General features: G+C 58.0%; 21 protein-coding genes and 1 tRNA gene. 10 read left to right on the forward strand and 12 right to left on the reverse strand.

What is annotated here, in order from left to right:
* Positions 1 to 116: 116 nt before the first annotated feature.
* The 3 genes from AAE484_RS14065 to gntA all read right to left on the reverse strand — a co-directional run bounded on the left by AAE484_RS14065 (position 117) and on the right by gntA (position 1,797).
* A complete protein-coding gene (locus AAE484_RS14065) occupies positions 117 to 383 on the reverse strand; it encodes a DksA/TraR family C4-type zinc finger protein (protein WP_341939045.1) in 267 nt (88 codons plus the stop codon).
* A gap of 83 nt (positions 384 to 466) precedes the next feature.
* The gene (locus tag AAE484_RS14070) at positions 467 to 1,081 is read right to left on the reverse strand and encodes an urea carboxylase-associated family protein (protein ID WP_341939046.1); all 615 of its coding nucleotides are present in this window, start codon (positions 1,079 to 1,081) and stop codon (positions 467 to 469) included.
* Complete coding sequence (gene gntA, locus AAE484_RS14075) at positions 1,081 to 1,797, reverse strand: guanitoxin biosynthesis heme-dependent pre-guanitoxin N-hydroxylase GntA (RefSeq protein ID WP_341939047.1); 717 nt, start codon at positions 1,795 to 1,797, stop codon at positions 1,081 to 1,083. The genes AAE484_RS14070 and gntA overlap by 1 nt, the downstream gene beginning before the upstream one ends.
* Positions 1,798 to 2,027: 230 nt before the next feature.
* Between gntA and AAE484_RS14080 the strand changes: the two genes are divergently transcribed.
* From AAE484_RS14080 to AAE484_RS14090, 3 genes are all read left to right on the forward strand, one after another.
* Positions 2,028 to 4,406 carry a DUF748 domain-containing protein gene (locus AAE484_RS14080; protein ID WP_341939049.1) on the forward strand — a complete coding sequence of 793 codons (2,379 nt, stop codon included), beginning with the start codon at positions 2,028 to 2,030 and terminating at the stop codon, positions 4,404 to 4,406.
* A gap of 85 nt (positions 4,407 to 4,491) precedes the next feature.
* Positions 4,492 to 5,418 (forward strand): ABC transporter ATP-binding protein, encoded by a 927-nt coding sequence (locus AAE484_RS14085; RefSeq protein ID WP_341939050.1) that lies wholly within the window; start codon positions 4,492 to 4,494, stop codon positions 5,416 to 5,418.
* On the forward strand, positions 5,415 to 6,176 hold the full coding sequence (locus tag AAE484_RS14090) for an ABC transporter permease (protein ID WP_341939051.1): 762 nt from the start codon (positions 5,415 to 5,417) through the stop codon (positions 6,174 to 6,176). Before AAE484_RS14085 ends, AAE484_RS14090 begins: the two co-directional genes overlap by 4 nt.
* A gap of 79 nt (positions 6,177 to 6,255) precedes the next feature.
* On the opposite strand, the gene AAE484_RS14095 is transcribed toward AAE484_RS14090, so the two are convergent.
* Together AAE484_RS14095 and AAE484_RS14100 are read right to left on the reverse strand one after the other, a co-directional pair.
* Entirely contained in the window at positions 6,256 to 6,510 is a 255-nt protein-coding gene (locus tag AAE484_RS14095; RefSeq protein WP_341939052.1) for a hypothetical protein, read from the reverse strand.
* 1,076 nt (positions 6,511 to 7,586) lie between these two features.
* A complete protein-coding gene (locus AAE484_RS14100) occupies positions 7,587 to 10,310 on the reverse strand; it encodes a molybdopterin-dependent oxidoreductase (RefSeq protein ID WP_341939053.1) in 2,724 nt (907 codons plus the stop codon).
* A gap of 463 nt (positions 10,311 to 10,773) precedes the next feature.
* On the opposite strand from AAE484_RS14100, the gene cobA reads away from it, so the two are divergent.
* The 4 genes from cobA to AAE484_RS14120 all read left to right on the forward strand — a co-directional run bounded on the left by cobA (position 10,774) and on the right by AAE484_RS14120 (position 15,578).
* Complete coding sequence (gene cobA / locus AAE484_RS14105) at positions 10,774 to 11,655, forward strand: uroporphyrinogen-III C-methyltransferase (RefSeq protein WP_341939054.1); 882 nt, start codon at positions 10,774 to 10,776, stop codon at positions 11,653 to 11,655.
* Positions 11,656 to 11,779: 124 nt separating this feature from the next.
* On the forward strand, positions 11,780 to 14,323 hold the full coding sequence (gene nirB, locus AAE484_RS14110; RefSeq protein ID WP_341939055.1) for a nitrite reductase large subunit NirB: 2,544 nt from the start codon (positions 11,780 to 11,782) through the stop codon (positions 14,321 to 14,323).
* Positions 14,324 to 14,359: 36 nt separating this feature from the next.
* Positions 14,360 to 14,722: a nitrite reductase small subunit NirD gene (gene nirD, locus AAE484_RS14115; RefSeq protein ID WP_341939056.1), complete on the forward strand. Its 363-nt coding sequence runs from the start codon at positions 14,360 to 14,362 to the stop codon at positions 14,720 to 14,722.
* A gap of 193 nt (positions 14,723 to 14,915) precedes the next feature.
* Positions 14,916 to 15,578 carry a flavin reductase family protein gene (locus AAE484_RS14120; protein WP_341939057.1) on the forward strand — a complete coding sequence of 221 codons (663 nt, stop codon included), beginning with the start codon at positions 14,916 to 14,918 and terminating at the stop codon, positions 15,576 to 15,578.
* A 43-nt stretch (positions 15,579 to 15,621) separates the two neighbouring features.
* Here the strand turns inward: AAE484_RS14120 and AAE484_RS14125 are convergent, their stop codons facing one another.
* A complete protein-coding gene (locus AAE484_RS14125) occupies positions 15,622 to 16,446 on the reverse strand; it encodes a sulfite exporter TauE/SafE family protein (RefSeq protein WP_341939058.1) in 825 nt (274 codons plus the stop codon).
* Positions 16,447 to 16,753: 307 nt separating this feature from the next.
* Here AAE484_RS14125 and AAE484_RS14130 point away from each other — a divergent pair, with 307 nt between their 5' ends.
* From AAE484_RS14130 to AAE484_RS14140, 3 genes are read left to right on the forward strand one after another with little or no spacing between them, the layout of a single operon-like run.
* A complete protein-coding gene (locus tag AAE484_RS14130) occupies positions 16,754 to 17,359 on the forward strand; it encodes a TetR family transcriptional regulator C-terminal domain-containing protein (RefSeq protein WP_341939059.1) in 606 nt (201 codons plus the stop codon).
* Positions 17,268 to 17,471, forward strand: a complete 204-nt coding sequence (locus AAE484_RS14135; RefSeq protein ID WP_341939060.1) for a TetR family transcriptional regulator C-terminal domain-containing protein — start codon at positions 17,268 to 17,270, stop codon at positions 17,469 to 17,471. Before AAE484_RS14130 ends, AAE484_RS14135 begins: the two co-directional genes overlap by 92 nt.
* The gene (locus AAE484_RS14140; protein WP_341939061.1) at positions 17,468 to 18,829 is read left to right on the forward strand and encodes an 8-oxoguanine deaminase; all 1,362 of its coding nucleotides are present in this window, start codon (positions 17,468 to 17,470) and stop codon (positions 18,827 to 18,829) included. The genes AAE484_RS14135 and AAE484_RS14140 overlap by 4 nt, the downstream gene beginning before the upstream one ends.
* A 165-nt stretch (positions 18,830 to 18,994) precedes the next feature.
* On the opposite strand, the gene AAE484_RS14145 is transcribed toward AAE484_RS14140, so the two are convergent.
* From AAE484_RS14145 to AAE484_RS14170, 6 genes are all read right to left on the reverse strand, one after another.
* Entirely contained in the window at positions 18,995 to 20,299 is a 1,305-nt protein-coding gene (locus AAE484_RS14145) for an ATP-grasp domain-containing protein (RefSeq protein WP_341939062.1), read from the reverse strand.
* 84 nt (positions 20,300 to 20,383) lie between these two features.
* The gene (locus tag AAE484_RS14150) at positions 20,384 to 22,372 is read right to left on the reverse strand and encodes a hypothetical protein (protein ID WP_341939063.1); all 1,989 of its coding nucleotides are present in this window, start codon (positions 22,370 to 22,372) and stop codon (positions 20,384 to 20,386) included.
* Positions 22,373 to 22,596: 224 nt separating this feature from the next.
* Positions 22,597 to 22,803, reverse strand: coding sequence for a cold-shock protein (locus tag AAE484_RS14155; RefSeq protein WP_341939064.1), 207 nt, complete (start codon positions 22,801 to 22,803; stop codon positions 22,597 to 22,599).
* Between the two features lie 293 nt (positions 22,804 to 23,096).
* Positions 23,097 to 23,303: a cold-shock protein gene (locus AAE484_RS14160; protein ID WP_341939065.1), complete on the reverse strand. Its 207-nt coding sequence runs from the start codon at positions 23,301 to 23,303 to the stop codon at positions 23,097 to 23,099.
* A gap of 304 nt (positions 23,304 to 23,607) precedes the next feature.
* Positions 23,608 to 24,276 (reverse strand): MOSC domain-containing protein, encoded by a 669-nt coding sequence (locus tag AAE484_RS14165; RefSeq protein WP_341939066.1) that lies wholly within the window; start codon positions 24,274 to 24,276, stop codon positions 23,608 to 23,610.
* A 284-nt stretch (positions 24,277 to 24,560) separates the two neighbouring features.
* Positions 24,561 to 24,636, reverse strand: a tRNA-Phe gene (locus tag AAE484_RS14170).
* Positions 24,637 to 24,731: the final 95 nt, after the last annotated feature.

A 24,731-nucleotide genomic window follows, 5' to 3' on the forward strand; every position in this document is an offset into this window, starting at 1 on the left:
GACTACCCCCATCAATGGAGTCTGTTGGAACGTTAAGGGTTGGCTTGGCACAAGGCTGAACACGAAGAGGCGGCTAGTTCAACACCCGTGCATCGCTGTAGATGTGGACGGGGCGACTACCTGAGCTGGCTGTCCTTGCTGCCCCGGCGATTGATACCGCCCGAGTAAACCTCCTGACTTTCCAGAGCAGATTGACAGGCAATACAAAGCCGAACCCCGGGAATCGCCTTACGGCGTTTCTCTGGAATAGGAGCCTCACATTCTTCACAATTGGCCGCGCTCTCACCGGTCACCAACTGGGTCCGGGCCCGTTGCACCGCATCTTCGACGCTCGCGTCAATTTGATCTTGAACGGCACCATCCCGTGACCAACCACCTGCCATAGCACCCTCCGTTTTCTGAATAACCACTCTAAATACTAGCAGAGCCTCGAACAAACGCTAAAATCAGGACAAGAACCCGCGTTTTAACCCTCGTGCCGCAAGACCTGAAAGTCGATGGGTTTGAAGCAGAAATTGTTTGATTGCCCGGCGGAACACGCCGTCATCGCCACCACGAGGGGCATTTCGGCTCTCAGGCGAACGAAATCCCCCGCTCGGCTCAATGGCGGAAGAACGCGGAAATCGCCTGTTTTGGCGTCAATCACAACATGCATGAAGACGTTGAAAGCGATGGGTATTCGATCGACGCCGATGCCATAGGGAGTCAGTGCCTCAACCAGATTGCCCTCACACCCCGGACGCCCCTCGTCTTCCCCGTATATGATCTTGAAGGTGTCTTTTGAGCAGGGCGTCAGGGTAAAGTCGTGCCGGCCGCAGGTATCTTCGATGATGGTGAACATCGGCCGGCTGCGGTTCGAGTAAAGAATGTTTCCCGTTGTCAGCCAAAGACGTGAGGCATAGTCAAGCGAGCGCCCCGAGGAAAGATACTCTCCTCGATCCGATCGCCCAAAGGCCACCAGGTCGCTGACTTGCTGACCCTCTGGGTCGATGATCACCAGCTCATCCCCCATGCCCAGCTCGACCATTTTTGCTGAACAGGGAGGAATTCTCACCGTTTCTACATCCACGTTCGCTTTCATCAATCGTTCTCCTTAAAATCAAATGGGCACCGCCAGCCTTCCTCTACCTCACGCCCACTGTACTGCCTGGCTTCACTCGCTTGTCCAAAATCCGCCAGGTTGGGGTTCACGGAGCCTTGCAGCTTGACGTCACGGGATCGGGTGGCCGCTTGCATCTTTGCATAGCGTCCGTCTTTCTTCAGTTTCTCGAACTGGCGATGAGAGTTGAACACCATCACCGGGTGGCTGAATCGCCTGGCAAAGCGCGACGCCTGTGAGTGCAGGCCAATCAGGAAGAAAGGGTGACCCGCCATACTCAAGCTGAATCGTGGACTGTCAGTATCACTGCTGACATCATCGGCTACTTTTTCGCCCGCCAGGACGTCAAGCTTGTGGATTCGCCACAATTGCGACCACATTAAAGACTCGAAACGGAACTCGCTCATATTGACCGGACCGCGGAAGATGGCGACGTAGGAATTGACTATGTCGCTTTCGTGCGCACTGGCTTCGACCATAGCCACAAAACGGGAAATTCCATCCAGTATTGGCTGGTCGTTTTTGCTATCCCCCAGTGTGCCGAACTCATGCGTTTCGATCGAACCTCTAGCCAACGCTGACTTTGCCCCTACACAGGGATAGGTGGCGCCATCTAAAAAATCAAGAAAACGAACGCACAGATCCGGTTCAATCTTGATGGTCGATTCAGGAACGCCAGGGTTTTCAGCGTGTTTCATATCCTTCCCTTCAGCTCGGATTGATAACCGGTCAGTCAATCGTATGGTTCGATCTGAGGCGGGTCTGTGCGGTTCACCACGTAGAGTCGGGCCGTCGGCAACGATGCCGGATTAAATCCCGACTCAAACGGGCATTAGGGCGCTTGGCATTTGGGCGGCGCAGGGGTAAGGTTGTAGGGAGATGTCACTTTTTCGGGTATGGTCCTTCTCATTCCAATGGATGTGGTCCTATGCACAGCGGCTCAACCCGCCGGTTTGGCGGCTACCTGCGAACTCAATGGCTTTCCCCGCGCCGGATCCGGTTCTGGATCCTTCTGCTGATCCTCCTGTATACCCTGCTGGGCTTCTTTGCCGTGCCCTGGATTGTTCAGTACCTGGCCGTGAACACCGCCGAGGAAGAGTTCGGGCGCGAACTGCGCATCGGGGCGGTACACGCCAACCCCTACACCCTGAGGCTGCGAATCGTCGAACTCTCTCTGGACGACACCGACGATCGGGAGCTTCTCCGCTGGCAACAGCTGGACATCAATCTTGCCTGGTCGAGCCTGATCAACAGAGCCTGGACCTTCCAGGCCATCCACCTCGACGAACCGGTCATTCAGGAAGAGCGCTTCGTGTCGGGCGAGACCCGCTTCTCACGGCTGGCCGCCGAGGGCGCCGGGGAGACCGCGAACCAGGACGAACCCTCGCCCCCACCGGCCTTGCGAGTCGACACGCTGCGTGTCGAGGGCGGTGTTCTGCGCTTTGCCGACAACCTGCAAGACCCGACGGCCGGCGCCGATCAGACGAACCGGGCATCGCTGGCACTGCAGGGCGTTGAGCTATTGCTGGAGGATTTTTCGCTTGAGGAAGGAGAGCGCTTCCCGGTGCATCTGAAGGGAGAGCTCGAGGCGGGCGGAAATCTCGCTTTCGACGGCACGCTGCAACTGCGGCCGACGCCCGCCCTGGCGGGCGATGCCCGTGTCGAAAAGCTCGCACTGATACCAGCCGAACCCTACCTGCGCCAATTCGTGAATGTGCGGGTCGATGACGGGACGCTCAGCCTGAGCGGAAGACTTCAGACCGATGCCCAGCAACCCTTTGCGTTTTCAGGTTCCGCCGGCATTGAAGCATTGGACATCACCGATGGCTCCAACGACGACTCCCTCATCGGCTGGCAAAGCCTACAGACCAACCAGCTCGATCTGCGCCTCGGAGAAAGGCAGCTGGAAACCGGACCCATCAACGTCGATGGCCTGTCGGGCCGGGTTGTCATACACGAAGACCGGACCACCAACTTCTCGCAACTGATGGCGACGCCCGAGACTGACACCCAGGATGATGGCGACAAAACAGGCGCGAACGAGACCCATAAAAACGACGCCGATAAAGAGCCGAAACCCTTCGACATCACCATTGAAGGCATTGAGCTGGCCGAAGGCGCCGTGCACTTTGCCGATAATTCCCTGCCACTTCCCTTTTCGAGAAACATCCATACCCTGGGCGGGCAGGTATCCACCCTGAGCTCCACCTCGGCCGAACCGGCGGAGGTGGAGCTGGAAGGCGAGATTGGCGAATATGGTCTGGTACAGGTGGATGGCGCCGTCCACGCCTGGCACCCCATGCGCGAGACCACACTGCAGCTGAACTTTCGCAACCTTCAGATTCCGGAGTATTCCCCCTACACCGTGCGCTTCGCCGGCCGCAAGATTGCGGGCGGCACCATGGACCTCGACCTCGGCTATACGGTCAAAGACAGGCAACTCGAGGGGCGCAACAACCTGGTACTCCGTGACCTGAAGCTCGGCGAAAAGATGGAAGCCAGCAACGCCATGGACCTGCCACTGGACCTCGCCATCGGCCTGCTCCAGGACAACGACGGCGTCATCGACCTCGACCTCCCCGTGAGCGGGAATGTGGACAACCCGGAGTTCGACTTCGCCCAGGTCATCCGCCAGGCACTGGGAGATGCCATCAAGTCGGTCGTCCAGGCGCCGTTTCGTTTTCTGGCCAACCTCGTCGGCGCTGACTCGGAAGACCTTGGCAAAGTGGAGTTCCCGGAGGGCCGCACCGACCTGCTTCCACCCGAACGGGCCCGTATAGCCAAGCTCCGCGATGCCCTCAACCAGCGCCAGGCGCTGGCTCTGCAGCTCGCCGGCCCCTTCAACAAAACGTTCGATGGCCCGACGGTACAACGCAGGAAGGCGATCGAAGCTCTGCAACAACGCTTGGCAGAGGCGGACCGGGAAGTTGCGGACCCCAGCCTGACAAGCGAATCCAACCAGGATATCGTCGAGACAATGTTCAGCGCCGAGTACCCGAACGAGGACCTGGAGACCATCAGGGCGCGCTTCACCGAAAGCCAGGATGAATCCTCTGAGGAAACGAGCTTCGACGCCCTGTCCTATCGCAACCACCTGGCCGATAAGCTCATCGAAGCTCAACCCGTCTCGGACGCCGATCTCGAGGCCATTGCCAACGACCGCGCCGAAGCGGTACGGGACGCCCTGGTCGACCCGGAGGCGGCGACGCCCATCGACGCGGACCGAGTGCGCATTCTGGACCCGAAAGAGATTGATTCAGTAGACGACGAGCGCATTGCCATGGAAGTGGGGATCACCGCGAATTGAAACGAACGGTCGCTATACTGGTGAGCGATTCCGGGATACAGTGCCCTGCTTGACGGATACGTCGCAATAATCATCGGGAGGCGGTGTGCAACCTATTATTTCGGTACAGGGTCTGGGTAAAACCTACGGCTCGGGCTTCGAAGCGCTCAAATCGGTCGATCTGGAGATTCGCAAGGGCGAGATCTTTGCGCTCCTGGGCCCCAACGGCGCGGGCAAGACCACTTTGATCAGTGTCATCTGCGGTATCGTCAACCCCTCTTCAGGCCGGGTTCTGGCCGACGGTTACGATGTGGTCAAGGACTACCGGGCCGCGCGCCAGAAGATTGGGCTGGTGCCCCAGGAGCTGGCCGTCAATATTTTTGAGACCGTCTGGAGCACGGTGAAATTCAGCCGCGGCCTGTTCGGTAAAAAGCCGGACAATGCCTACCTGGAGCAATTGTTGAAAGATCTGTCTCTGTGGGACAAGAAGAATGAGCGCATCATGGCGCTGTCCGGGGGCATGAAACGGCGGGTGTTGATCGCCAAGGCGCTGGCCTACGAGCCGGCGATCCTGTTTCTGGACGAGCCCACCGCCGGGGTGGATGTGGAGCTGCGCCGGGATATGTGGGAGATGATCCGCAAGCTGCGCGAGAGCGGCGTTACCATCATTCTGACAACCCACTACATCGAAGAAGCCGAAGACATGGCCGACCGGGTGGGCGTGATTCAGCGCGGCGAAATCATTCTGGTGGAAGAAAAAACCGAATTGATGCAGAAATTCGGACGTAAGCAGCTGACGCTGCAACTGACCGAGCCACTGTCGGCGTTGCCTGCCGAGTTAAACCCGGAGAACCTCAACCTGTCCGATGACGGTCAGCAGCTGACCTATACCTACGACGCCCAGCAGGATCAGGCCGCCATTGCACAGCTGCTTCGCCAGCTGGCGCAGCGCGGCATCGATTACCGGGACCTGCACACCTCCCAGAGCTCTCTGGAGGACATTTTCGTCAGCCTGGTGGAGGAGCGGGTATGAACTGGCAAGCGGTAAAATCCATTTACGGGTTTGAGTTGGCCCGGGCCTGGCGCACGCTGATGCAGAGCATCGCCTCGCCGGTACTGTCCACCTCATTGTATTTTGTGGTGTTCGGTGCGGCCATCGGCTCGCGCATGGTGGAAATCGATGGGGTCAGCTACGGAGCCTACATCGTGCCGGGCCTGATCATGCTCACGGTCCTGAACGAAAGTACGTCCAACGCCTCCTTCGGCATCTATATGCCCAAGTTCACCGGCACCATTTACGAGATCCTGTCCGCCCCGGTGTCGGCGCTGGAAATCGTGCTGGGCTATGTGGGCGCGGCGGCCACCAAGTCGGTGCTTCTGGGGCTGATCATTATCATCACCGCCCGGCTGTTTGTGGATTACTCCATTGAGCACCCGGTGTGGATGTTCGCCTTTCTGATACTGACGGCCATCAGCTTCAGCCTGTTCGGGTTCATTATCGGCATAGTGGCCGAGAGCTTTGAACAATTGCAGGTGGTGCCGATGATGGTCATTACCCCGCTGGCCTTTCTGGGTGGGAGCTTCTACTCCATCAGCATGCTGCCGCCGCTGTGGCAGACCGTAACGCTGTTCAATCCGGTCGTGTATCTGGTGAGCGGCTTTCGCTGGAGTTTCTACGGCGTATCGGATGTCAGCGTCGGCATCAGCCTCAGCATGATCCTGGTGTTTATGACGGCCTGCCTGTCGGTGATCGCCTGGCTGTTCAAGTCCGGCTACAAAATCAAACGCTGAACTTGATGTTTCTAACATGAAAGGATTCACCTGAGGTAAAAGTCGCTGGTCAGAGCAGGACTTCCGAATACGTGCTGAGTTACTTCAAGCCACTGGGAAGCCTGTTTTTCCCGCGAATGGATTTAATGTATTTCTTCCATAGTTCTTTTGGAAGAAATCCACTTTTTCCTTTTAACGGAGCGCCCGAACCTTCTCCTTCAACCAGATCCTGAAACCAGGTTGTAGATCGACACGTTTTGCAAGTTACTTTCTCTGGCTCAGTCGTCTCCAGCAAATCATCATCGTGCTTTCCGCAAGCAACCTCGTTTTCGCCAGTCACCAAATGAGTTTTCATAACATTTACCCCCGGGTGTATCCAGTTTAGTGGCTTCTTACATGATTAGTATCTGCACTATTTCCGCACCCCTTTAGGGCGCTTTCCATATTTAACGTCTCCTGTTCTTATAGCATGATCCAGAGGTGGCGTCACCCAGCGTTTAGAACTTATAGACATCAACTCCTTATCGTCTAATGCAAAACTTCACTTGCGGCATAGATCCATTTCTCATCCGGACCTAAAGGCCTCCTAGAATGTCGAAACAAACAAATCCATTTACCACTAATCACTTTCCAGATTTTCTATATGATTTATCTCCTCTTCAGTCAGCGCCTTATAGCCCCTCAGGTAAGGCCAACCATACCCCCAACGAAACCGGGTAGGGAGGTAGGGAGTGCCGCCAACTCTAACACCAGCCAACATCAGCCGCGCAACACCCGGCTGTCCCACAGACGCTACGCAGGCCTCCAACTCCCTGTCTGCCTTCACTCGATCCTGGTAGGTACCGCCTTTCCAGTAAGAATAGTCATGGGCAACACAGCACGAAAGCCATAACTCACCCTGTTCAATTGTCCCATCGGGAAAGGAGCTACACCCATCGGATTCAAATGGCCGAATATCGCTGGCCAGAGAGATCAGCGGGAGAAGGAGTATTGGATACAGAAGCTTTATCATAGTTATTGTCGATCATTAACGCTGACAGCATAGGACGTATTGTCAAGTCCGGAAGACCTACCGGGTATGCCAGCATTATTGATCAGCAGGTCAAGCCCCTCCCGGGAGGCTCAGGATGTCGTCCGGCGCAGGAAGCGCGCGTACATTATTTTCTTGTTATAGCCAACTCTACTTGACTTTAAATAAGGTGGGCAAGGCGCGGAAGCAAAGTATTTCAAGTAAAAGACCATATTTCTAACTTAAAGCCTGTTGCTATTAGCCAGTCGCCTTCACAAACCTAGCTGGTAATGCCTAGAGCGACAATCGTTGTTCTTACAAGTTCTGCGGGAGGTTATTCGGATAAGCCGCTCGACCGGCGGCCTGGGTCGTGCCGATCGAGGACGTCGTTCCGGTTGTGGGGAATTCACGGCGGTCTGTTGTTAGGCCACAGCATCCGCACGCTCTCTGGCGATGATCTGCTCCAGCTCCGGAATGCAGGAGCCGCAGCCGGTGCCGGCCTGGGTGGCGGTGCTTAGGTCGGCGACGGTTTCGAGGCCCTGTTCGCGTACGGCACTGCACAGGGTGTTGTAGCCGACCTGTTTGCAGGCGCAGATGAGTTTGCCGGCGTTGAGGCTTTTGTCCGGCTGGCCGCTGAGCAGGGCGCGCATGGCACCGTCGGCGAAGTCGCCTTCGAGCAGGTCGCCCAGCCAGCTGAAGTCGCGGGTGCCGAAGCTTTCGGCCAGGGAGTAAGCCAGGTGCAGCTGGCCTTCGCGGACGATGGCGCGGCGGAATTCACCCTGGTCGGAGTGGCCGAAGGAAAGCTCCTGGTCGTTGGCGCCTTTGCACAGAGCGCGCAGCTGGCCGTCCAGTTCCGCGGCGGGGAGTGCGCTGACGATGCGGTAGAGGTGACCGCCGTTGACCCGGGACATGGCCCAGTAGTCGGTCTGCAGATTCGCCAGCGGCTCGCGGCTGACCAGCAGGGCTTCGGACTGGCCGTACCAGGGGGCGACCTTGACCGGGGTGTATTTGTTCTCCGGTTGGCCGGAGGTGGGGTCGACGTTCTCGCCCACGAGAGTAGCGACCCGGGCTTTGTTGGCGTGAATGTCGGTCCAGTGCATGGGGACGAAGACCTGGCCGGTTTTGCATTGTTCGCTCACCTGCACTCGCACGCGGATGTTACCCCAGGCGCTGGTGACGTCGGCCAGGGCGCCGTCCTTGAGTTGGTAGCGGCCGGCGTCGCGGTCGTTGACGCTGATGAAGGGTTCCGGCAGGTGACCACACAAGCGGGGGGCCAGGCCAGTGCGGGTCATGCTGTGCCACTGGTCGCGGATGCGGCCGGTGTTGAGTACCAGCGGGAACTCGGTGTTCACCTGACTGGCGGGTGCCCGGTGGCGCACGGCGACAAACTGGCCCCGGCCGGAGGGAGTGAAATAGACACCGTCACCGAACAGGCGCAGATCGTGATCCGGCGGTGTTTTACCCGCCGGCAATGGCCACTGGCGCGGGGGCATGGCATCGTAGCCGGCGCGGTCCAGATGCGAATAGAGGCCCAGGTCCAGATCGCGCGCGCCGTTGTTGTCGGTGGCGGTCAGCTGGGCGTATTCGCGAAACACATCGGCTTCGCTGGCGTAATCGAAGGCTTCGCCATAGCCCATCTGGCGGGCCACGGCGGCGATCATCCACCAGTCGGGTTTGGCTTCACCCAGGGCCGGGAGCAGCGCCCGCTGACGGGAAATGCGGCGCTCGGAGTTGGTGACCGTGCCGGATTTTTCCGCCCAACCGGCGGCGGGCAGGAGTACGTCGGCCAGGCGGGTGGTGTCGGTGTCGGCCATGCAATCGGACACCACCACCAGCGGGCACTTCTCCAGCGCGCGTTTGACTTTGTCGGCATTGGGCAGACTCATGACCGGGTTGGTGGCCATGATCCAGATGGCTTTGATTTTTCCGGAGTCCACCGCGTCGAACATGTCCACGGCTTTCAGGCCCGGCTTGCGCGCCAGCTGCTCCGCGCCCCAGAACTTCTGTACCAATTGCCACTGCTCGGGATCGTCAAAGTCCATGTGGGCGGCGAGCGTATTGGCCAGGCCCCCGACTTCGCGCCCGCCCATGGCGTTGGGCTGGCCGGTAATGGAGAAGGGCCCCATGCCGGGCCGACCGATGCGGCCGGTGGCCAGATGGCAGTTGATGATGCTGTTGACCTTGTCGGTGCCCGAGGTGGACTGGTTCACGCCCTGGGAATAGACGGTCACGACTTTTTCGGTGTCGGCAAACCATTGGAAGAAGGTTTCCAGCTCGTAATCTGACACGCCCAGGGTTTTGGCCAGAACCGGACGGTCGCCGGCGTCTTCCATGGCGGCCACCAGCGCCTCGGTAAAGTATTCAGTGTGGGCCTGAACGTAGTCTTCATCCACCGCGCCCTTTTGTGCGAGGTGGGCCAACAGCCCATTGAACAGGGCCACGTCAGTGCCCGGGTTCACGGGCAGGTGCAGGTCGGCCAGATCACAGGTATCGGTACGCCGGGGATCAATGACAACCACCTTCATATGCGGGCGCTGCTGTTTGACCGCCTTGATGCGCTGGTTCAGCACCGGGTGACACCAGGCCAGGTTGGACCCGGTGAGCACCAGCATGTCGGCCTCTTCCAGATCGGTATAGCAGCCGGGCACGGTATCGCTGCCGAAGGCGCGCTTGTGGCCGGCGACACTGGAGGACATACACAGACGCGAATTGGTGTCGATATTGCCGCTACCGATAAAGCCCTTCATCAGTTTGTTGGCGACATAATAGTCTTCGGTCAGAAGCTGGCCGGAGACATAGAAGGCGACCGAGTCGGGGCCGTGCTCTATCAAGGTATCGATAAACCCCTGGGCAACGGTCTGCAACGCCTCATTCCAGGAGCGACGCTCGCCGTGCACGACTGGATGCAGCAGGCGGCCTGTGTCCCCCACTGTTTCACCCAGCGCCATGCCTTTGGAGCAGAGTTTGCCGTAGTTGGCCGGGTGGGAGGGATCGCCCTCGACCACCACCTCGCGGGTTTCCGGGGTCACTTGCCCACGGATACCACAACCCACACCGCAATAGGCACAGGTCGTATCAATTGTGTGGGTGCCTGAGTCGGGCGTTTGTGCGCCGGAGCGGGCAACCAATTGTGTCTTGTCCATCATAGAGCAACCTGAAGGTTATTCATTACAAGAAGAGTTGTTGCAATAACCAAACCAGGTTTATCGGTCGACCCGAAAACCAATTAAGGACGCAGTTTTGTCGTCCACCCGGCCGAATTTGTACCCGAAAAAGCACTCGTGCACTCGACGGGTGCGCCTGCACCATCACTTGTGTACTTGTGGTGCAATTCCGGTTTTTTGTTTATGCACTGTTTTGCGTTATTAAAGCGCACCGCTGCACAGCCTTAGTGCTCGTTTTGTTTTCAGAGCACGGCGATCAATTTCTGATCGACGCCCTCGTTCTGTCGCTAAGTCATTGAATTTCTGACAATTAAAAAGTTTTCCTACAGCTTGATCGCTAACTGGCACTGTCCTTGCTCTTACCTACTTGACGTTTTAACAACCGTTTTGATCGCGACTCGAATCGCACGCCACTCAAGGTCAAACGCACGACGGGACAGTAACCATGAGTACAGCCAACATTCACTCCTTTGACAAGCCGCTGAATCGGAACCTGTCTGTTTCAGGCAGCGAACGTTCAAAGCAGGCGCGCCGCGAGGCGGGCAAAGTCTGGCTGGTGGGTGCCGGCCCCGGCGACCCCGATCTGCTGACCGTAAAAGCGCTGCGCGCCATCGAAAGCGCCGACATCATTTTTTACGACCAACTGGTCAGTGCCGATATTCGCGCACTGTTTCCCAAGGGCGTGCCGGCACTCTATGTCGGCAAAGCGAAAAACCATCACAGCATCGCGCAGGAAGATCTCAACCAGCGCCTGGTCGATCAGGCCAAGCTGGGAATGACCGTGTGCCGCATCAAAGGCGGCGACCCTTTTGTGTTTGGTCGCGGCGGTGAAGAGTTGTTGACGCTGCGCCGGGCCGAGGTGGACGCCGAGGTGATCCCCGGCATTACCGCCGCCTCCGGTTGCAGCAGCGCGGCCGGTATTCCGCTGACCCATCGCGGCCTGTCGCAAGGTTGCACCCTGGTCACCGGCCACGGCGAAAAAGAAGTGACCAGCAATTGGCAGGCGCTGGCGCAACTGAATCACACCCTGGTGTTTTATATGGGCGTCAGCCGCTCGGAAGACATTTCCCGGCAATTGATGAACAACGGGTTGAGCGACGCCACCCCCGCCGCCTTTATCGAAAACGGTTGTCGAGCCAACCAACGGGTGTTCACCACCACGCTGGGATACCTGGCCGATACCGCCGAGCGTGAAGCCGTCCGCTCCCCGGCACTGATTGTGGTGGGTGATGTGGTGAATCTGGCGGGTGAGTTGGCGCCGGAGCAGTTTTTGAGTGAGGCGCAGCAGCGAGATCTTGATATCGGGATCACCTGCGCCAGTGCCTAGCGCGAAGTTATCTTTGCGGCACGTTAAGTCGCGACGGCGGATGCGCTTACAGCTTATCCGCCCTACATCGGCCCCATAGCGTGCAGCCGCGGAACGAATTTGAGATTTAGTCAGGAGTAACGATATGAAACAGCGCATTATTGTTGTCGGTAACGGCATGGTCGGCCACAAGTTCATCACCAATATGCTGGACGCGGCCCCCGAGGGCGAGATCGAAGTGGTGACCTTCGCCGAAGAATCGCGCCTGGCCTATGACCGGGTCAAACTGAGCAGCTACTTTGATGGTTCCACCGCCGACGATCTGGCGATGACCACCGAAGACGAGTACCGCGAACGCGGCGTGCTCTATACCCTCAATGACCGGGTGACCGCGATCGATCCGCAGAACAACAGCGTGATCACCGCCAGCGGCCGTACCGAGAAGTACGACAAGCTGGTACTGGCCACCGGCTCCTATCCCTTTGTTCCGCCCATTCCCGGTGGCGACCAGGAGCACTGCCTTGTGTACCGGACCATTGAGGATCTGGAGAAAATCACCGCTTCCGCCAGGGACAGCAAAGTGGGCGCCGTAATCGGCGGCGGCCTGCTCGGTCTGGAAGCGGCCAACGCCCTGAAGAACCTGGGGCTGAAAACCCACGTACTGGAATTCTCCAGTGGCCTGATGGCCCGCCAGCTGGATGAAGGCGGCGGCCAGCTGCTGACCAAGAAGATTGTAGACCTGGGCGTGAGCGTCCACACCGGCAAGAACACCAAGGAAATTGTCGAGGGTGACGAGTGTCGCTACCGCATGAACTTTGCCGATGGCGAAGAGCTGGAAACCGACATGGTGATTTTCTCCGCCGGCATCCGCCCACGCGATGAACTGGCCAAGCAGGCCGGGCTGGATATGGGCGAGCGCGGTGGCATTGCCATCAACAACTTCTGTCAGACCTCAGTGGATAACATCTACGCCATTGGCGAGTGCGCGCTGTGGAACAGCATGATTTTTGGTCTGGTGGCACCCGGCTACCAGATGGCCAAAGTGGCCGTGGAACACATTCTGGCCAAGTCCGAGCTGGAGTTTACCGGCGCCGACATGAGCACCAAGCTGAAGTTGCTGGGTGTGGAAGTGGGCAGCATCGGCGATGCCATGGGCAAGACCCCCGGCGCCCAGTGCTATACTTACAGCGACGGCGTGGCGGAAGTGTACAAGCGCCTGATTGTGTCTGAAGATGGCAAAAAACTGCTGGGTGCCGTACTGGTGGGCGATACCGAATCCTACGGGACGCTGCAGCAGTTGTGCGTCAATGACATGGACCTGCCCGCTTCACCCGAGCAGCTGATTCTGCCGCAGCTCGATGGCGAAGCCAGTGTCGGCATGGGTGTGGATGCGCTCCCGGAGACGGCCCAGATCTGCTCCTGCTACGACGTCACCAAAGGCGATATCCAGGGCGCGGTCCAGGGTGGCTGCTGCGACATGGGCGGCATCAAGTCCGAGACCGGCGCCTCCACCGGCTGCGGTGGCTGTACCGCGCTGGTCAAGCAGGTCATGGATGCCGAGCTGACCTCGCTGGGTGTGGAAGTGAACAACAACCTGTGTGAGCACTTTGAGTACAGCCGGCAGGAACTGGCGGATATTGTGCGGGTGAAGGAGATCAGGACCTTTGACGAGCTGCTGGAAAGCCACGGCAAAGGGTTGGGTTGCGACATCTGCAAGCCGGCGGTCGGTTCCATTCTCGCCTCTTTCTGGAACGAGTATGTCCTGAAAGACGAACACATCGGTCTGCAGGACACCAACGATATTTATCTGGGCAACATGCAGAAAGACGGCACCTACTCGATCATTCCTCGTGTGGCCGCCGGCGAGATCACGCCCGAAAAACTGATCGTGATCGGCGAGATTGCCAAAGAATACAACCTCTATACCAAGATCACCGGCGGCCAGCGCATCGACATGTTCGGCGCTCAACTGCACGAACTGCCTCCGATCTGGAAGCGCCTGATCGATGCCGGGTTTGAAACCGGTCATGCCTACGGCAAATCCCTGCGCACGGTGAAATCCTGTGTGGGTACCAGCTGGTGTCGCTACGGGGTGCAGGACAGCACCACCATGGCAGTGGCACTGGAGAACCGCTACAAGGGGTTGCGCTCACCGCACAAACTCAAGTTCGCCGTGTCCGGCTGTACCCGCGAGTGCGCCGAAGCCCAGTCCAAGGACATCGGCGTGATCGCCACGGAAAAAGGCTGGAACCTGTTTGTGTGCGGCAACGGCGGCATGCGCCCCCGTCACGCTGACCTGTTCGCCACCGACCTGGATGACGAGACTCTGGTGCGCTACATCGACCGGGTGCTGATGTTCTACATCCGCACCGCCGATCGCCTGCAACGCACCTCGGTCTGGCTCGAGAACCTGGAAGGCGGTCTGGATTATCTGCGCGAAGTCGTGATCGATGACAAGCTCAATATCGGTCAGGAACTTGAGGATGATATGACCCGCAACATCGCCAACTACGAGTGCGAGTGGAAGAAAACGCTGGAAGACCCGGAAAAACTCAAGCGCTTCAGCCACTTCATCAACACCGATGAGCCGGACGATAACCTCGCCTACGTGGCCGAGCGCGGCATGCGCCGGCCCGCGACCGAGGAAGACCGCAAGAATCAGATTCCGCTGGTGGAACTGTCGGACTAAACCCTCTAGACCCTCAATAACCTACTGGAGATTACTATGAATGCATCCGCAAGCGCTGCCCAACAGGAAACCAGCACCCAGTGGATCGAGGTGTGCCGCGAGAACGATCTGGTTCCCAACAGTGGGCTCTGTGCCAAGGTGAACGGCCAGCAGGTGGCGATCATCTATTCGAAGCACCTGAACGAAGTGTTCGCCATCGGTAACTACGACCCGATCGGCAAAGCCAACGTGCTCTCGCGCGGCATCATCGGCTCCATTGGCGATGATGTAGTGGTGGCCTCGCCCCTGTACAAGCAGCACTTCAATCTGCGCACCGGCGAGTGCATCGATTCGCCCGAGCACAGCGTGCCGGTGTATCCGGTGCAGATTGTGGACGGCAGGGTGCAGGTGAGCGCCTGAACTTCAATCGAACATAAGCGGTGGACCCGGGCAAACAGGGCACGGGCCCATCCATCCGACTTCTTCATTGCTTCATGAAGTCGACCTGTTGGGGCAGCTTAGGCTGCTCCTTTTTTTGTCTATTGAACCGCGACCGGGCGATGGGCGTATAGTGTTGCGAAGCATCGACAAGACAACACAGGAGAGGCATTGCATGAAACAGCCCACCCGCCTGACGGCGGACGACCTGCACGCGATGGACAAACGCTACCGCGCGCATTTCATCAATTCGCTGGCCGGCTTCAAGAGCGCCAACCTGGTGGGCACCGCCGATGCCGAAGGTAACCCCAACCTCGCGATTGTCAGCTCGGTGATTCACCTGGGCGCCAACCCACCGCTGATGGGCATGGTCACCCGCCCGCGAACCGTTGAGCGCCACAGCGTGGAGAATCTGCTCGCCAGCGGCTACTACACTCTGAACCAGGTCAATGCGGATATTGTGGAAGCAGCCCACCAGACCTCGGCCAAGTACCCCCGCGGCGAATCGGAATTTGCCGCCACCGGACTGACGCCGCTCTACAGTGACCTGCACCCCGCCCCCTTTGTGGCCGAGAGTCGTCTGAGCGTTGCGTTGAAACTGCGCGAAGACAAACTGATTGAGCTCAATGATACCGAATTCATCATCGGCGAGATCATCGAAGTCCGCCTGGATGGCGATGCCATTCACGAGGATGGCTTTGTGGACCTGGAGGCATTGGGCAGCGTGGCCATCTCCGGGCTGGACGGTTACCACTCGACCCGTCGCATCGCACGCCTTCCTTATGCCAAGCCCGATCGACCACTGACCTCAGCCAAGGGCAGTGATCGCGGGCTCTGACGCTCGATCTTCCAGTGATGCCATATGCTGGGGAGCTATCCCATCAGACCCCGAAAACCTGCATCAGCATACGGCCGCCACTGATGCACAGAAAGATCGCGAATACTCTCTTGAGCCAGGCGGCGTTCAGTTTGCTTCCCAGCCAGGTGCCCACCGGCACCAGCAGGACGGTCAGTGGCACGATGGCCGCAAACCCCGCCAGACTGACCGACCCCACCATGCCGGCCGGTGCCCCCTCCGGGGTCTCGGCCAGCAACATGGCGGTGGCGCCGGGCAGGGAAATCAGCAGGCCGAAAAAAGCCGCGGTGCCCACGGCCCGGTGCGGTGGATAGCTGCAGGCTGTAAGCATGGGGACGCCCAGGGTGCCCCCGCCAATGCCGACCATGACCGAGAAGAACCCGATGCTGCCGGCCATGGCGCCCTGCCCAGGCAGGCCCGGCAGGGAATCGGCCAGTGGCGGCGCCTGAGGGCGCAGGAGCATATTGGTGGCCGCCAGCAGCGCAATGATGCCAAACAGGGCGCTGATCAGATCGCCGTTGGCCCAGAGGGCCACCAGGCTGCCGGCGATGACCCCAAGCACCATGAATGGCCACCAGCGTCTGATCAGCGCCCAGTCAACATTGCCGCGTTTGTGATGGGAGCGCACCGACGACAGGCTGGTGGGCACGATCACCAGCAGGGAGGTGCCGGTGGCCACCCGAATCGCCACCGCCGGGTCCACGCCCAGCCCCTGGAGCACAAAGTACAGGACCGGGACTATGACAATGCCGCCGCCCACGCCCAGCAAGCCAGCGAGTATGCCGGCAAAGGCGCCGGTGGCCAGCATAGCGAGAAGGGTGGGCAACCATTCCGAGATGAAGGTATTCATTCGCGCTCCTCTGCAATCAGTCCTGTGAGGGATAGAGCTTTCATTTTTGACTATCGCAATTCCGAAAACTCTATACTCTCCGTATTTCAATATTCAAAGCTCCGGCATTCAAACAAGAGGCTGCCAGCACAATGATTCTACAGGAACCCCAGGCTCCGACCACGCTTTGGGAAATATCCACCCGCAAAGCGGCGATCTAACAGCTTGTTGAAACAACCGAATCCGTTAAAATGGAGGTAATCGAAGTTAGCCGCAGATATTTCATAGAAGCTGAGGGAAAACCACGACAATTGCGGAGCAACACAAGATGGTAAACAAAGCACTGGAAAATGCCATTGATTTCGATCCCAATGAAACGCCCACGAGGAAATATCGGGCCGGGAAGATCCGGGATCGAAACCTCACCAATATCGTCAAGGCGGCAGAGAAAGAATTTGTCCAACACGGCTACCGTGGAGCCAGCATCCAGGCGATTGCCGACCGGGCGGCCATCCCCAAAGCCAATGTGCACTATTACTTCAAAAGCAAATCCAATCTATACATAGCGGTACTGGATAACCTGATTCACTTGTGGAACAACTTTTTCAACGAAATCACCGAAAAAGACGACCCGGCAACGGTGTTGGATGAACTCATCCGAAAAAATGTCGAGTTCTCCTACACTCACCCGCGCGCCTCCAAACTGTTTGCCATGGAGATCATTCAGGGCGCTCCCCACCTGAAGGATTATATTCGCCCCGAGATGCGCCAGTGGGTTCGCCGCAAGGCGTTGGCCATCGACACCTGGGTCGAGGCAGGGCCGTATGGCCAAAGTGGATTCCATGCATCTGATTTTTCTGATCTGGTCGTCCACTCAACACTATGGCAATTTCGATACGCAAATCCTGGGCATCATGAATCGGGCGCAATATGATACGGATATGATCGAGGACATTTCTAACTTTCTCAGTCAAGTGATTTTGCGCGGCTGTGGACTGGACCCGCCAAAGCACTCGGCGATGCAAATGAAGGAGCCTAGCCAATGACAACCACCTGGATCAGCAACCCGCTGGCCTGCTGGACCGGCACCGGCCAGACGGCCGACAACGGCTTGGTGGTTCGCAACGGTCAGATAGTGGAACTGGTGGCCCGCGGGATGGTCCCCGTGACCGAATATGACGACCGGTTTGATGCGTCAGACGTGGTTATTCTTCCGGGACTGATCAACTGCCACCATCACTTTTTCCAGACGCTTACCCGAGCTCTGCCGGCGGCCCTGAACAAACCGCTCTTTCCCTGGCTGCAGGCACTCTACCCGGTCTGGTCCAACCTCAATGACGACGCTATTTACGCCTCGACACAATTGGCACTGAGCGAGCTTTTACTCTCCGGTTGCACGACCGCTGCCGACCACCATTACGTGTTCAGTACCATCATGCCGCATGCCATTGATGTTCAGGTGGAGGCAGCGCGCGGCATCGGTAACCGGGTGACGCTGACCCGGGGCTCAATGAGCCTTGGGCAATCGGCCGGCGGGCTGCCGCCCGAATCTGTGGTGGAAACCGACAACCACATCCTCAGCGAAAGTGAACGCCTGGTACGCGACTACCACAACCGGGCCGAGGACTCTCTGTGCCAGATTGCACTGGCGCCCTGCTCGCCCTTTTCGGTCACCCCCGAATTGATGCAGGCCTCCGCCACCATCGCCGAGCGAGAGGATCTGTTGCTGCACACTCACCTGGGAGAGACCGCAGAAGAGAATGACTTCTGCCTCAGAACCTATGGTGAACGGCCCGTGGACTATCTTGAGAAAGTCGACTGGCTCAACGAGCGCGTCTGGCTGGCCCACGGGATTCATTTTAACGATGGTGAAATCGCGCGCCTGGGGCATGCCCGCACCGGCGTCTGTCACTGCCCGTCCTCGAACATGGTGCTCGCATCCGGCACCTGCCGAACCCGGGACCTGCAAAGCGCCGGTGTTCGGGTCGGGTTGGGCGTGGACGGGTCGGCCTCGAACGATGGCTCCAACCTGATTCAGGAAGCGCGCCAGGCAATGCTCACCCAGAAGCTCCAGTACGGCGCCGAGCAATTCAGCCACCTGGATGCGCTGCGTATGGCCACCCTTGGGGGCGCCGAGATATTGAGGCGGCCCGAGTTGGGCTCCCTCGCAGTAGGACATCAGGCGGATCTCGCCCTCTTCTCCCTGGACGAGCCCCGGTTTTCCGGTTACGGCGATCCGCTGGCCGCGCTACTGCTGTGTGGCGCTCACAGGGCGAGTTATGTCATGGTTGCGGGCGAGTGGAAAGTTAAAAAGGGCGAGTTGGTGGACAATGATATCGGCCAGATCATGGCGCGCCATTCCGAGGCTGCCCAACGTTTGCGCATTGAATACACCAAGCTCTGATCTCACCAAAAAGTCCGCTGACTAGCCCAACGTCCGCTGTCAGAGTCCGTAAAATCAATCACAGAGCGTTGTACAAACAAACGGGGGCGCCACGACCCGCTCTGTCGTTGCGCCCCCGAATTCTGCTAACGTCAGCCTTTTTGTAGAGGTTCAGACTGAAGAGATTCAGACGTAGAAGTCCAGGTCCTCCTGGGCCTTGAGCAGATCCCGCATCTTGATGGGATCATCCCCAAAGAAGAATACCAGCCCCCAGTGAGTGCCAAATGCCGCCCGGTCCGGCACTGTCTCCTCGGTGGGCGCGACCAGCTCGTGGGACTCGAAGTATGGATGCTCGGTGGTCTCCTTGGGCATCTCCAGCTTGCTGACCACACGGCGGCGCGGATACACGCCAAAGCAACCGGCGTAGCCCTTGGCACCCTCGACTTCGCGCGGGAAGAAGGCTTCCACCTCTTCTTTGGTGCTCTTGGGATCGAATACCAACATGGATGCCTGATAGGCGCTGAAGCCGTAGGCGCGCTCGATCAGCTCGAATGCCTTGAAGCCCGGCGGGCGATAGGCAATCTCGCCAAAGTACATTTCACCATCGGCGGTGACAAAGTACTCGGGATGGATCAGCCCGAACTTGATGTCGAAGGTCTTGATCAGCTTTTCGATCTGCTTGGTGATCGCATTGCGCCAGCTCTCCAGCTCTTTGGTGGCGGGCACAAAGACCGAGTAACCCAGCGTCACATACTCGGAGATATTGAGGAACTTGATTTCACCGTCGTGGATCCAGGCTTCGACCGCGAACTCCCAGCCATCGAGGTGACTCTCCATCAGCAGCGGGTATTCCTCGGCGGGAATGCTGTCGATCTCCTCGATCTTGCGGATCATCCGGTGGCCGAGGCAGCCGGCCTTATCGAAGGCCTTGACGTGGATCGGGTCATCGGGGTCACCGTCGAGCTTGAGCAGCGTCTGATTGACGCGCTTCATGAAGCGGACAATATCGTCCTTTTCATGCGCCTCTTCGAAAATGCCCACGCGAATACCGCCCAGCTGGGCGCGGCGCTTCATCAATGCCTTGTCACGGAACAGAATGGACTGCCCGTACATACGCGGATTGTCCATGAGCACCGAGTTGATCGCGCCCGACCACTCGACGGTTTCTTCGAACAGGGGGATGGCCACATCGACGCCCTCTTTTTTGAGGACTTCGGCGATTTCCATGGAGCGGTCGTTCAGGCGCACAAAATCCCATGGAATAAACGGGATATTGTTGGCTTCGCAGAAATCGGCGGCCCAGTCGGGCGCCACCACGACATAACGACGATCAAATTTCTGGGCGGCTTTGATGGCATTGACGCTCCAGCCCAGCAAGGCGATATAACCCTTGTTCGGGTCCTTGGGGGTTTCGGTGCCACGCACCGAGTCCAGGGTCGGATCGGTCCAGCTGGACACGTCTTTGGTTGGCATTTCTAACTTGTTCGACATACATTGTTCTCCTTCTGCATTGCGCAAGAAAACTGACACTGGATGAGCTGTGCCAGAGGTGGACATGCGGGCACTTCGGGCTGACTAACGCCCCGAGGCCCAACTGCTTTGGGCCAGGTGAATAGCCCGATTGACGTCATCGGTTGGAATGTCGGCCGGCTCGCCCTTCTCGAGCGGATCGTAGTGAAACACATACAAGCGCGAGGCGAATTCGGCCACCGGCAGCGAGGCTTCGCCGTAGAGCTCGCCGTTGCCCTGGGTCGAGGTGACAATACCCTGTCCCCAGTTCTGCCCGCTGTCGTTGTTGGGATTGAAAAAATAGACGCGCATGACCTCGTCCGGATCCAACGCCAGCCGCTGAATGGTGATGGCGTGCCAGCCGAGAAAGCGCGTGGCGCTGTCGGTCACCGCAATGCCCGCCGGCTGCGGGCTGATGACCGGAATGTTGCCGTTGTAAAAAGGATGGTAGGCGGCATAAAAATCGCGGATGAATCCTTCGAAATCTTTCAGCCCACCGGTAAACACGTCTACGGCTATACGAAATCCGTGGCCCACGTGATCACCGTGGAACTCGGCATTGACCCATTTGTGCGGATCTTCGCCGCGCCCCACGCTGCGGCGGCCCATTTCAAAGTAAATGCGATCCAGGTGCGGTACGGTCAGCAGCGAGACCGCATCCACATCCACCGGGGGCTCGCTCGCCAGCCCGGCACCCAGATCCCGGGAGGAAATACTTTCGCCTTCAAAGCGCATGACCACTTCATCGTCGCGCGCTGCCCAGGCCAGGATCCGAAGCAGCTCCGCCGGCATATTGTACGCCCACATGGACAGGGCGCGGGTCGACTGACAGGTCGGGTAATTGCCCTGACCCACGCCCAGCGGCCGTCCTAGCACATTGAGCACGTCGGCCAGCAGAAAGCATTCGGGGGAACGGCTGCGCCCGAAAACGGCCACAATCTTCTCGGCCGCCGCGTCGCACAGCGACAGTCGTATCTGTCGCCACAGAGACGGTGCCACGGGGGGCGCGTAGAGAATACCCCGCTCGAGCATCATGGCCAGCCCGTAGGCGCACTGGCTGGTCTCGGGGAACAGGGCTTCATCAATCAGAGTGTGAATCAGCGCCGGATAACAGTGGAATGCATCCGCACCCGTCTGGCTCAGCCCCAATGCGGTTGGAATCAGCTCGTTCCACCGAGTTCGCAGGTAACGTATGAAGACCGGCATGTAAGGGGAGACGAGACCCGTACTATGCATGGCCTGGGCAAAGCCGATGGCTTCCTGCAACAGGGCGGCTTCGTCCATGTCCGCCAATCTTTGTGCATAGACCTCAAAACCGGGATCTTCGCGGCAGCCCTCGGTGGGGCTGAACACGGCGTGAATCAGCTGCAGCGCATCGTCCCCGACTTCGCCGCCGAGGGCATCGGGCTTTTCCAGACAGACGGCGATCTGGGTCACCATCTGTTTGACGCCATCCACCTGGACCGGACGCTGCGCCAGGATGCGCCAGACTTCCGCGACCAGATGTTCCAGTAGATTCTCGTAACCCAGATGCCGAAGCAGGTAGTGGTAGAGCGTCTGAACAAGATAGCCGAGACCCTCCGGCCGCAACCGATCGCTCTCCTGCAGATCGCTGACCACCAGATCGAGGTTCATCGCCAGTACCTGGGCGAGAAAATGATGGGCGTGTTCCGCCGAGATGGAAGAGTGGGTGTAGTCGCCCCTGGCCACCGCCAGCAGGCGAATCTGGCTCAGACATTCCACCAGGGTAGCGGTCGGCTCGCCGTGGCGCACGGTACGCACGGCCAGTGAAGGCACCAGCGTCTGGGGATAATCCCAGTCGCTGCCGCGAAAAAAACCGGCAGCCTCGATCGCCGGTACACGCGCGTAAAGCGCATCCAGCCCCTCGGCATTGAACATCAGAGCCCGTGCCGCGTCGATCACCTCGAATACGGGCGAGACGCCTTCAGTGGCATTGATTTCGGCAAGACGGTTGATGGCAGCATCGAGCTGCCCCACGAGCTCCCCTGACACGCCGTCATACTGAGGGGCGGGTTCGCGTAAGTCTCTGTTCATACTTATTACTTTCCGCCTAATCGCGGAACATGTCAACCTGGGCTCGTCATACAGTGGAGCATGACGCCGTTCGATATCAGTTCCTGTGCCCGCCATATGGACCTCACAGAAATAAAGAAGAACGTAAAATGTCGACCATAAAAAAAGGCGGCTCCCCTGAGGGAGCCGCCTTTTTCAGAACATCGGCGCCGAAGCACCGACATCAAAACTATTTCAGCAAATGCTTAGATAGCTTGAATGTTCTCGGCCTGAAGACCTTTCTGGCCTTGAGTCACATTGAAGCTAACCGCTTGGCCTTCGGCCAGGGTTTTGAAACCTGAACCCTGAATGGCGCTGAAGTGAGCAAAGACGTCTGCACCAGACTCTTGCTCAATAAAACCAAAACCTTTCGCTTCGTTGAACCACTTAACTGTACCAGTAACTGCTGACATAATCGTACCTACAAATAAAATATTAATAATGGCCCTGATGGACCGATGCTGCTGGGAAAGATTCTATTACTTAAAAAGACAGGACGATTACGTGCTACTGAGTTACAAACTACTGGCAGGGATCGAACAGGTTTTTACAATATAAATCAGAACTTCCTAACCCGACCCATAGTATAGATAATACTGAGTCTGTCAATGCTTTTCTTTCATACCCAACCGATAAGCACAAAAAAAGGCGACCCGAAGGTCGCCTTTTTCGAACGCCTGCGCCGAAGCGCGGGTTCAGAAGCTATTTAGATAGCTTCGATGTTCTCAGCCTGAGGACCTTTCTGGCCCTGGGTCACGGTGAAGCTGACCTTTTGGCCTTCGGCCAGGGTTTTGAAGCCTGAACCCTGGATGGCGCTGAAGTGAGCAAAAACGTCCGGGCCGGACTCCTGCTCAATAAAACCAAAACCTTTTGCTTCGTTGAACCACTTAACTGTACCAGTAACTGTAGACATTGTCGTACCTATTCATCAAATATGTTTGTTGCCCTAAAACGGGCGGTTGTGCTGGAAATGGTGCTATTACTTATGACGGACAGGACGATATCTAGCTAAGGTAGGAATCGAAATGGTTGTGCATAAATATAAAACAGACTTTCTAGCCCGACCAATACTAATGGTTTTAAAGCCGCAGTCAATACCTTTTTAATGGAATATCAAAAAAAAGGCTCGCCCCCCTTTTGATCTAACAAAAAGACCTGTAAAAAACATCTTTAATAACTATTAGGCCTATCAGTGGCCCGCCGATTGCGACCGGTTACTACGGCTCGAAAAGCCCGCCTTGAGCCTCCTGCTGCATCTGATCGTACCAGCCCTGGATCTTGCGCTTGTGTACCCGGCCAATGGGAGAGCCCAGCGCCTTTTTGAGCACCTCGGGCGAGCGGTCTTTCTTGTGCCACTCCACGAAAACCTCTCTGACCGAGGCGAAGTCTCCGGTCGTGGGTTCAAGGTGAATCTCATCCCCGCTCTGCAGACAGCCCTCCTGCAGCACCCGGGCGTACGCTCCCGGTCGCGCCGCCCTTGCAAACGCTTTGGGAAACGTCGGATCGTCCATACGACGAGCGAGCTTGAAACAGGGCGTGCGCGGCGCGGTGATCTCCAGTTCGATATCGTTGATCCTCAACCGGTCCCCGATCACCAGTGAGCGATCGGCCAGCCCGGTGACGGTCAGGTTTTCGCCAAAGGTTCCGGGCGCCAGGGTTTTACCCAACTGCTCGGACCACCAGTCGTAATCCTCGCTGTGGTAAAGATACACCGCCTGATCAAACCCGCCATGGACCTTCTCATCGACAACCGTATCACCGGCCACCCCCAAGCGGGTAACCTGAACCTTGCCATCGACCGGCTTCTTGTAGATCCCGGTCTTTGACTGCCGACCATCAAAGTCGATGGTCACGGGCTGCGCTACGTTTACCGATACGATTTGCATAGTCGGTCACTCCGAAAAAGAAGAAACCAAACATACCGCGAGGACAGACAGAAAGCAAAAAGGCCCAACATAAAATGCTGGGCCTTTAAGAGGGAATAGGATGGTGCCCGGAGGCGGACAAATCCGCCGGGAGCGGATTTTGGCAGCGAAGCTGCCCGAAGGGCGAGGGCCAGGACGGCCCGAGTCAATCAACCGCCGACAAGGTAAAAAGCGTTCGATTCCGCCTCCACCGAGCCATAAAAAAACCCCGAGGCCCGTAAAGGCATCGAGGCTTTTCAAATTCATGGTGCCCGGAGGCGGAATCGAACCACCGACACGAGGATTTTCAATCCACTGCTCTACCGACTGAGCTATCCGGGCAATTCTTGATCAGGCGGGCCGAGGGGCTTGCCGACAAGAGGCGCGTATTAAACCGTTTCGGGCCCAATGAGTCAAGGGGGCTCCGCAAATTCGAA

The organism is Marinimicrobium sp. C2-29 (assembly GCF_038419845.1).
Taxonomy (GTDB): Bacteria; Pseudomonadota; Gammaproteobacteria; order Pseudomonadales; family Cellvibrionaceae; genus Marinimicrobium.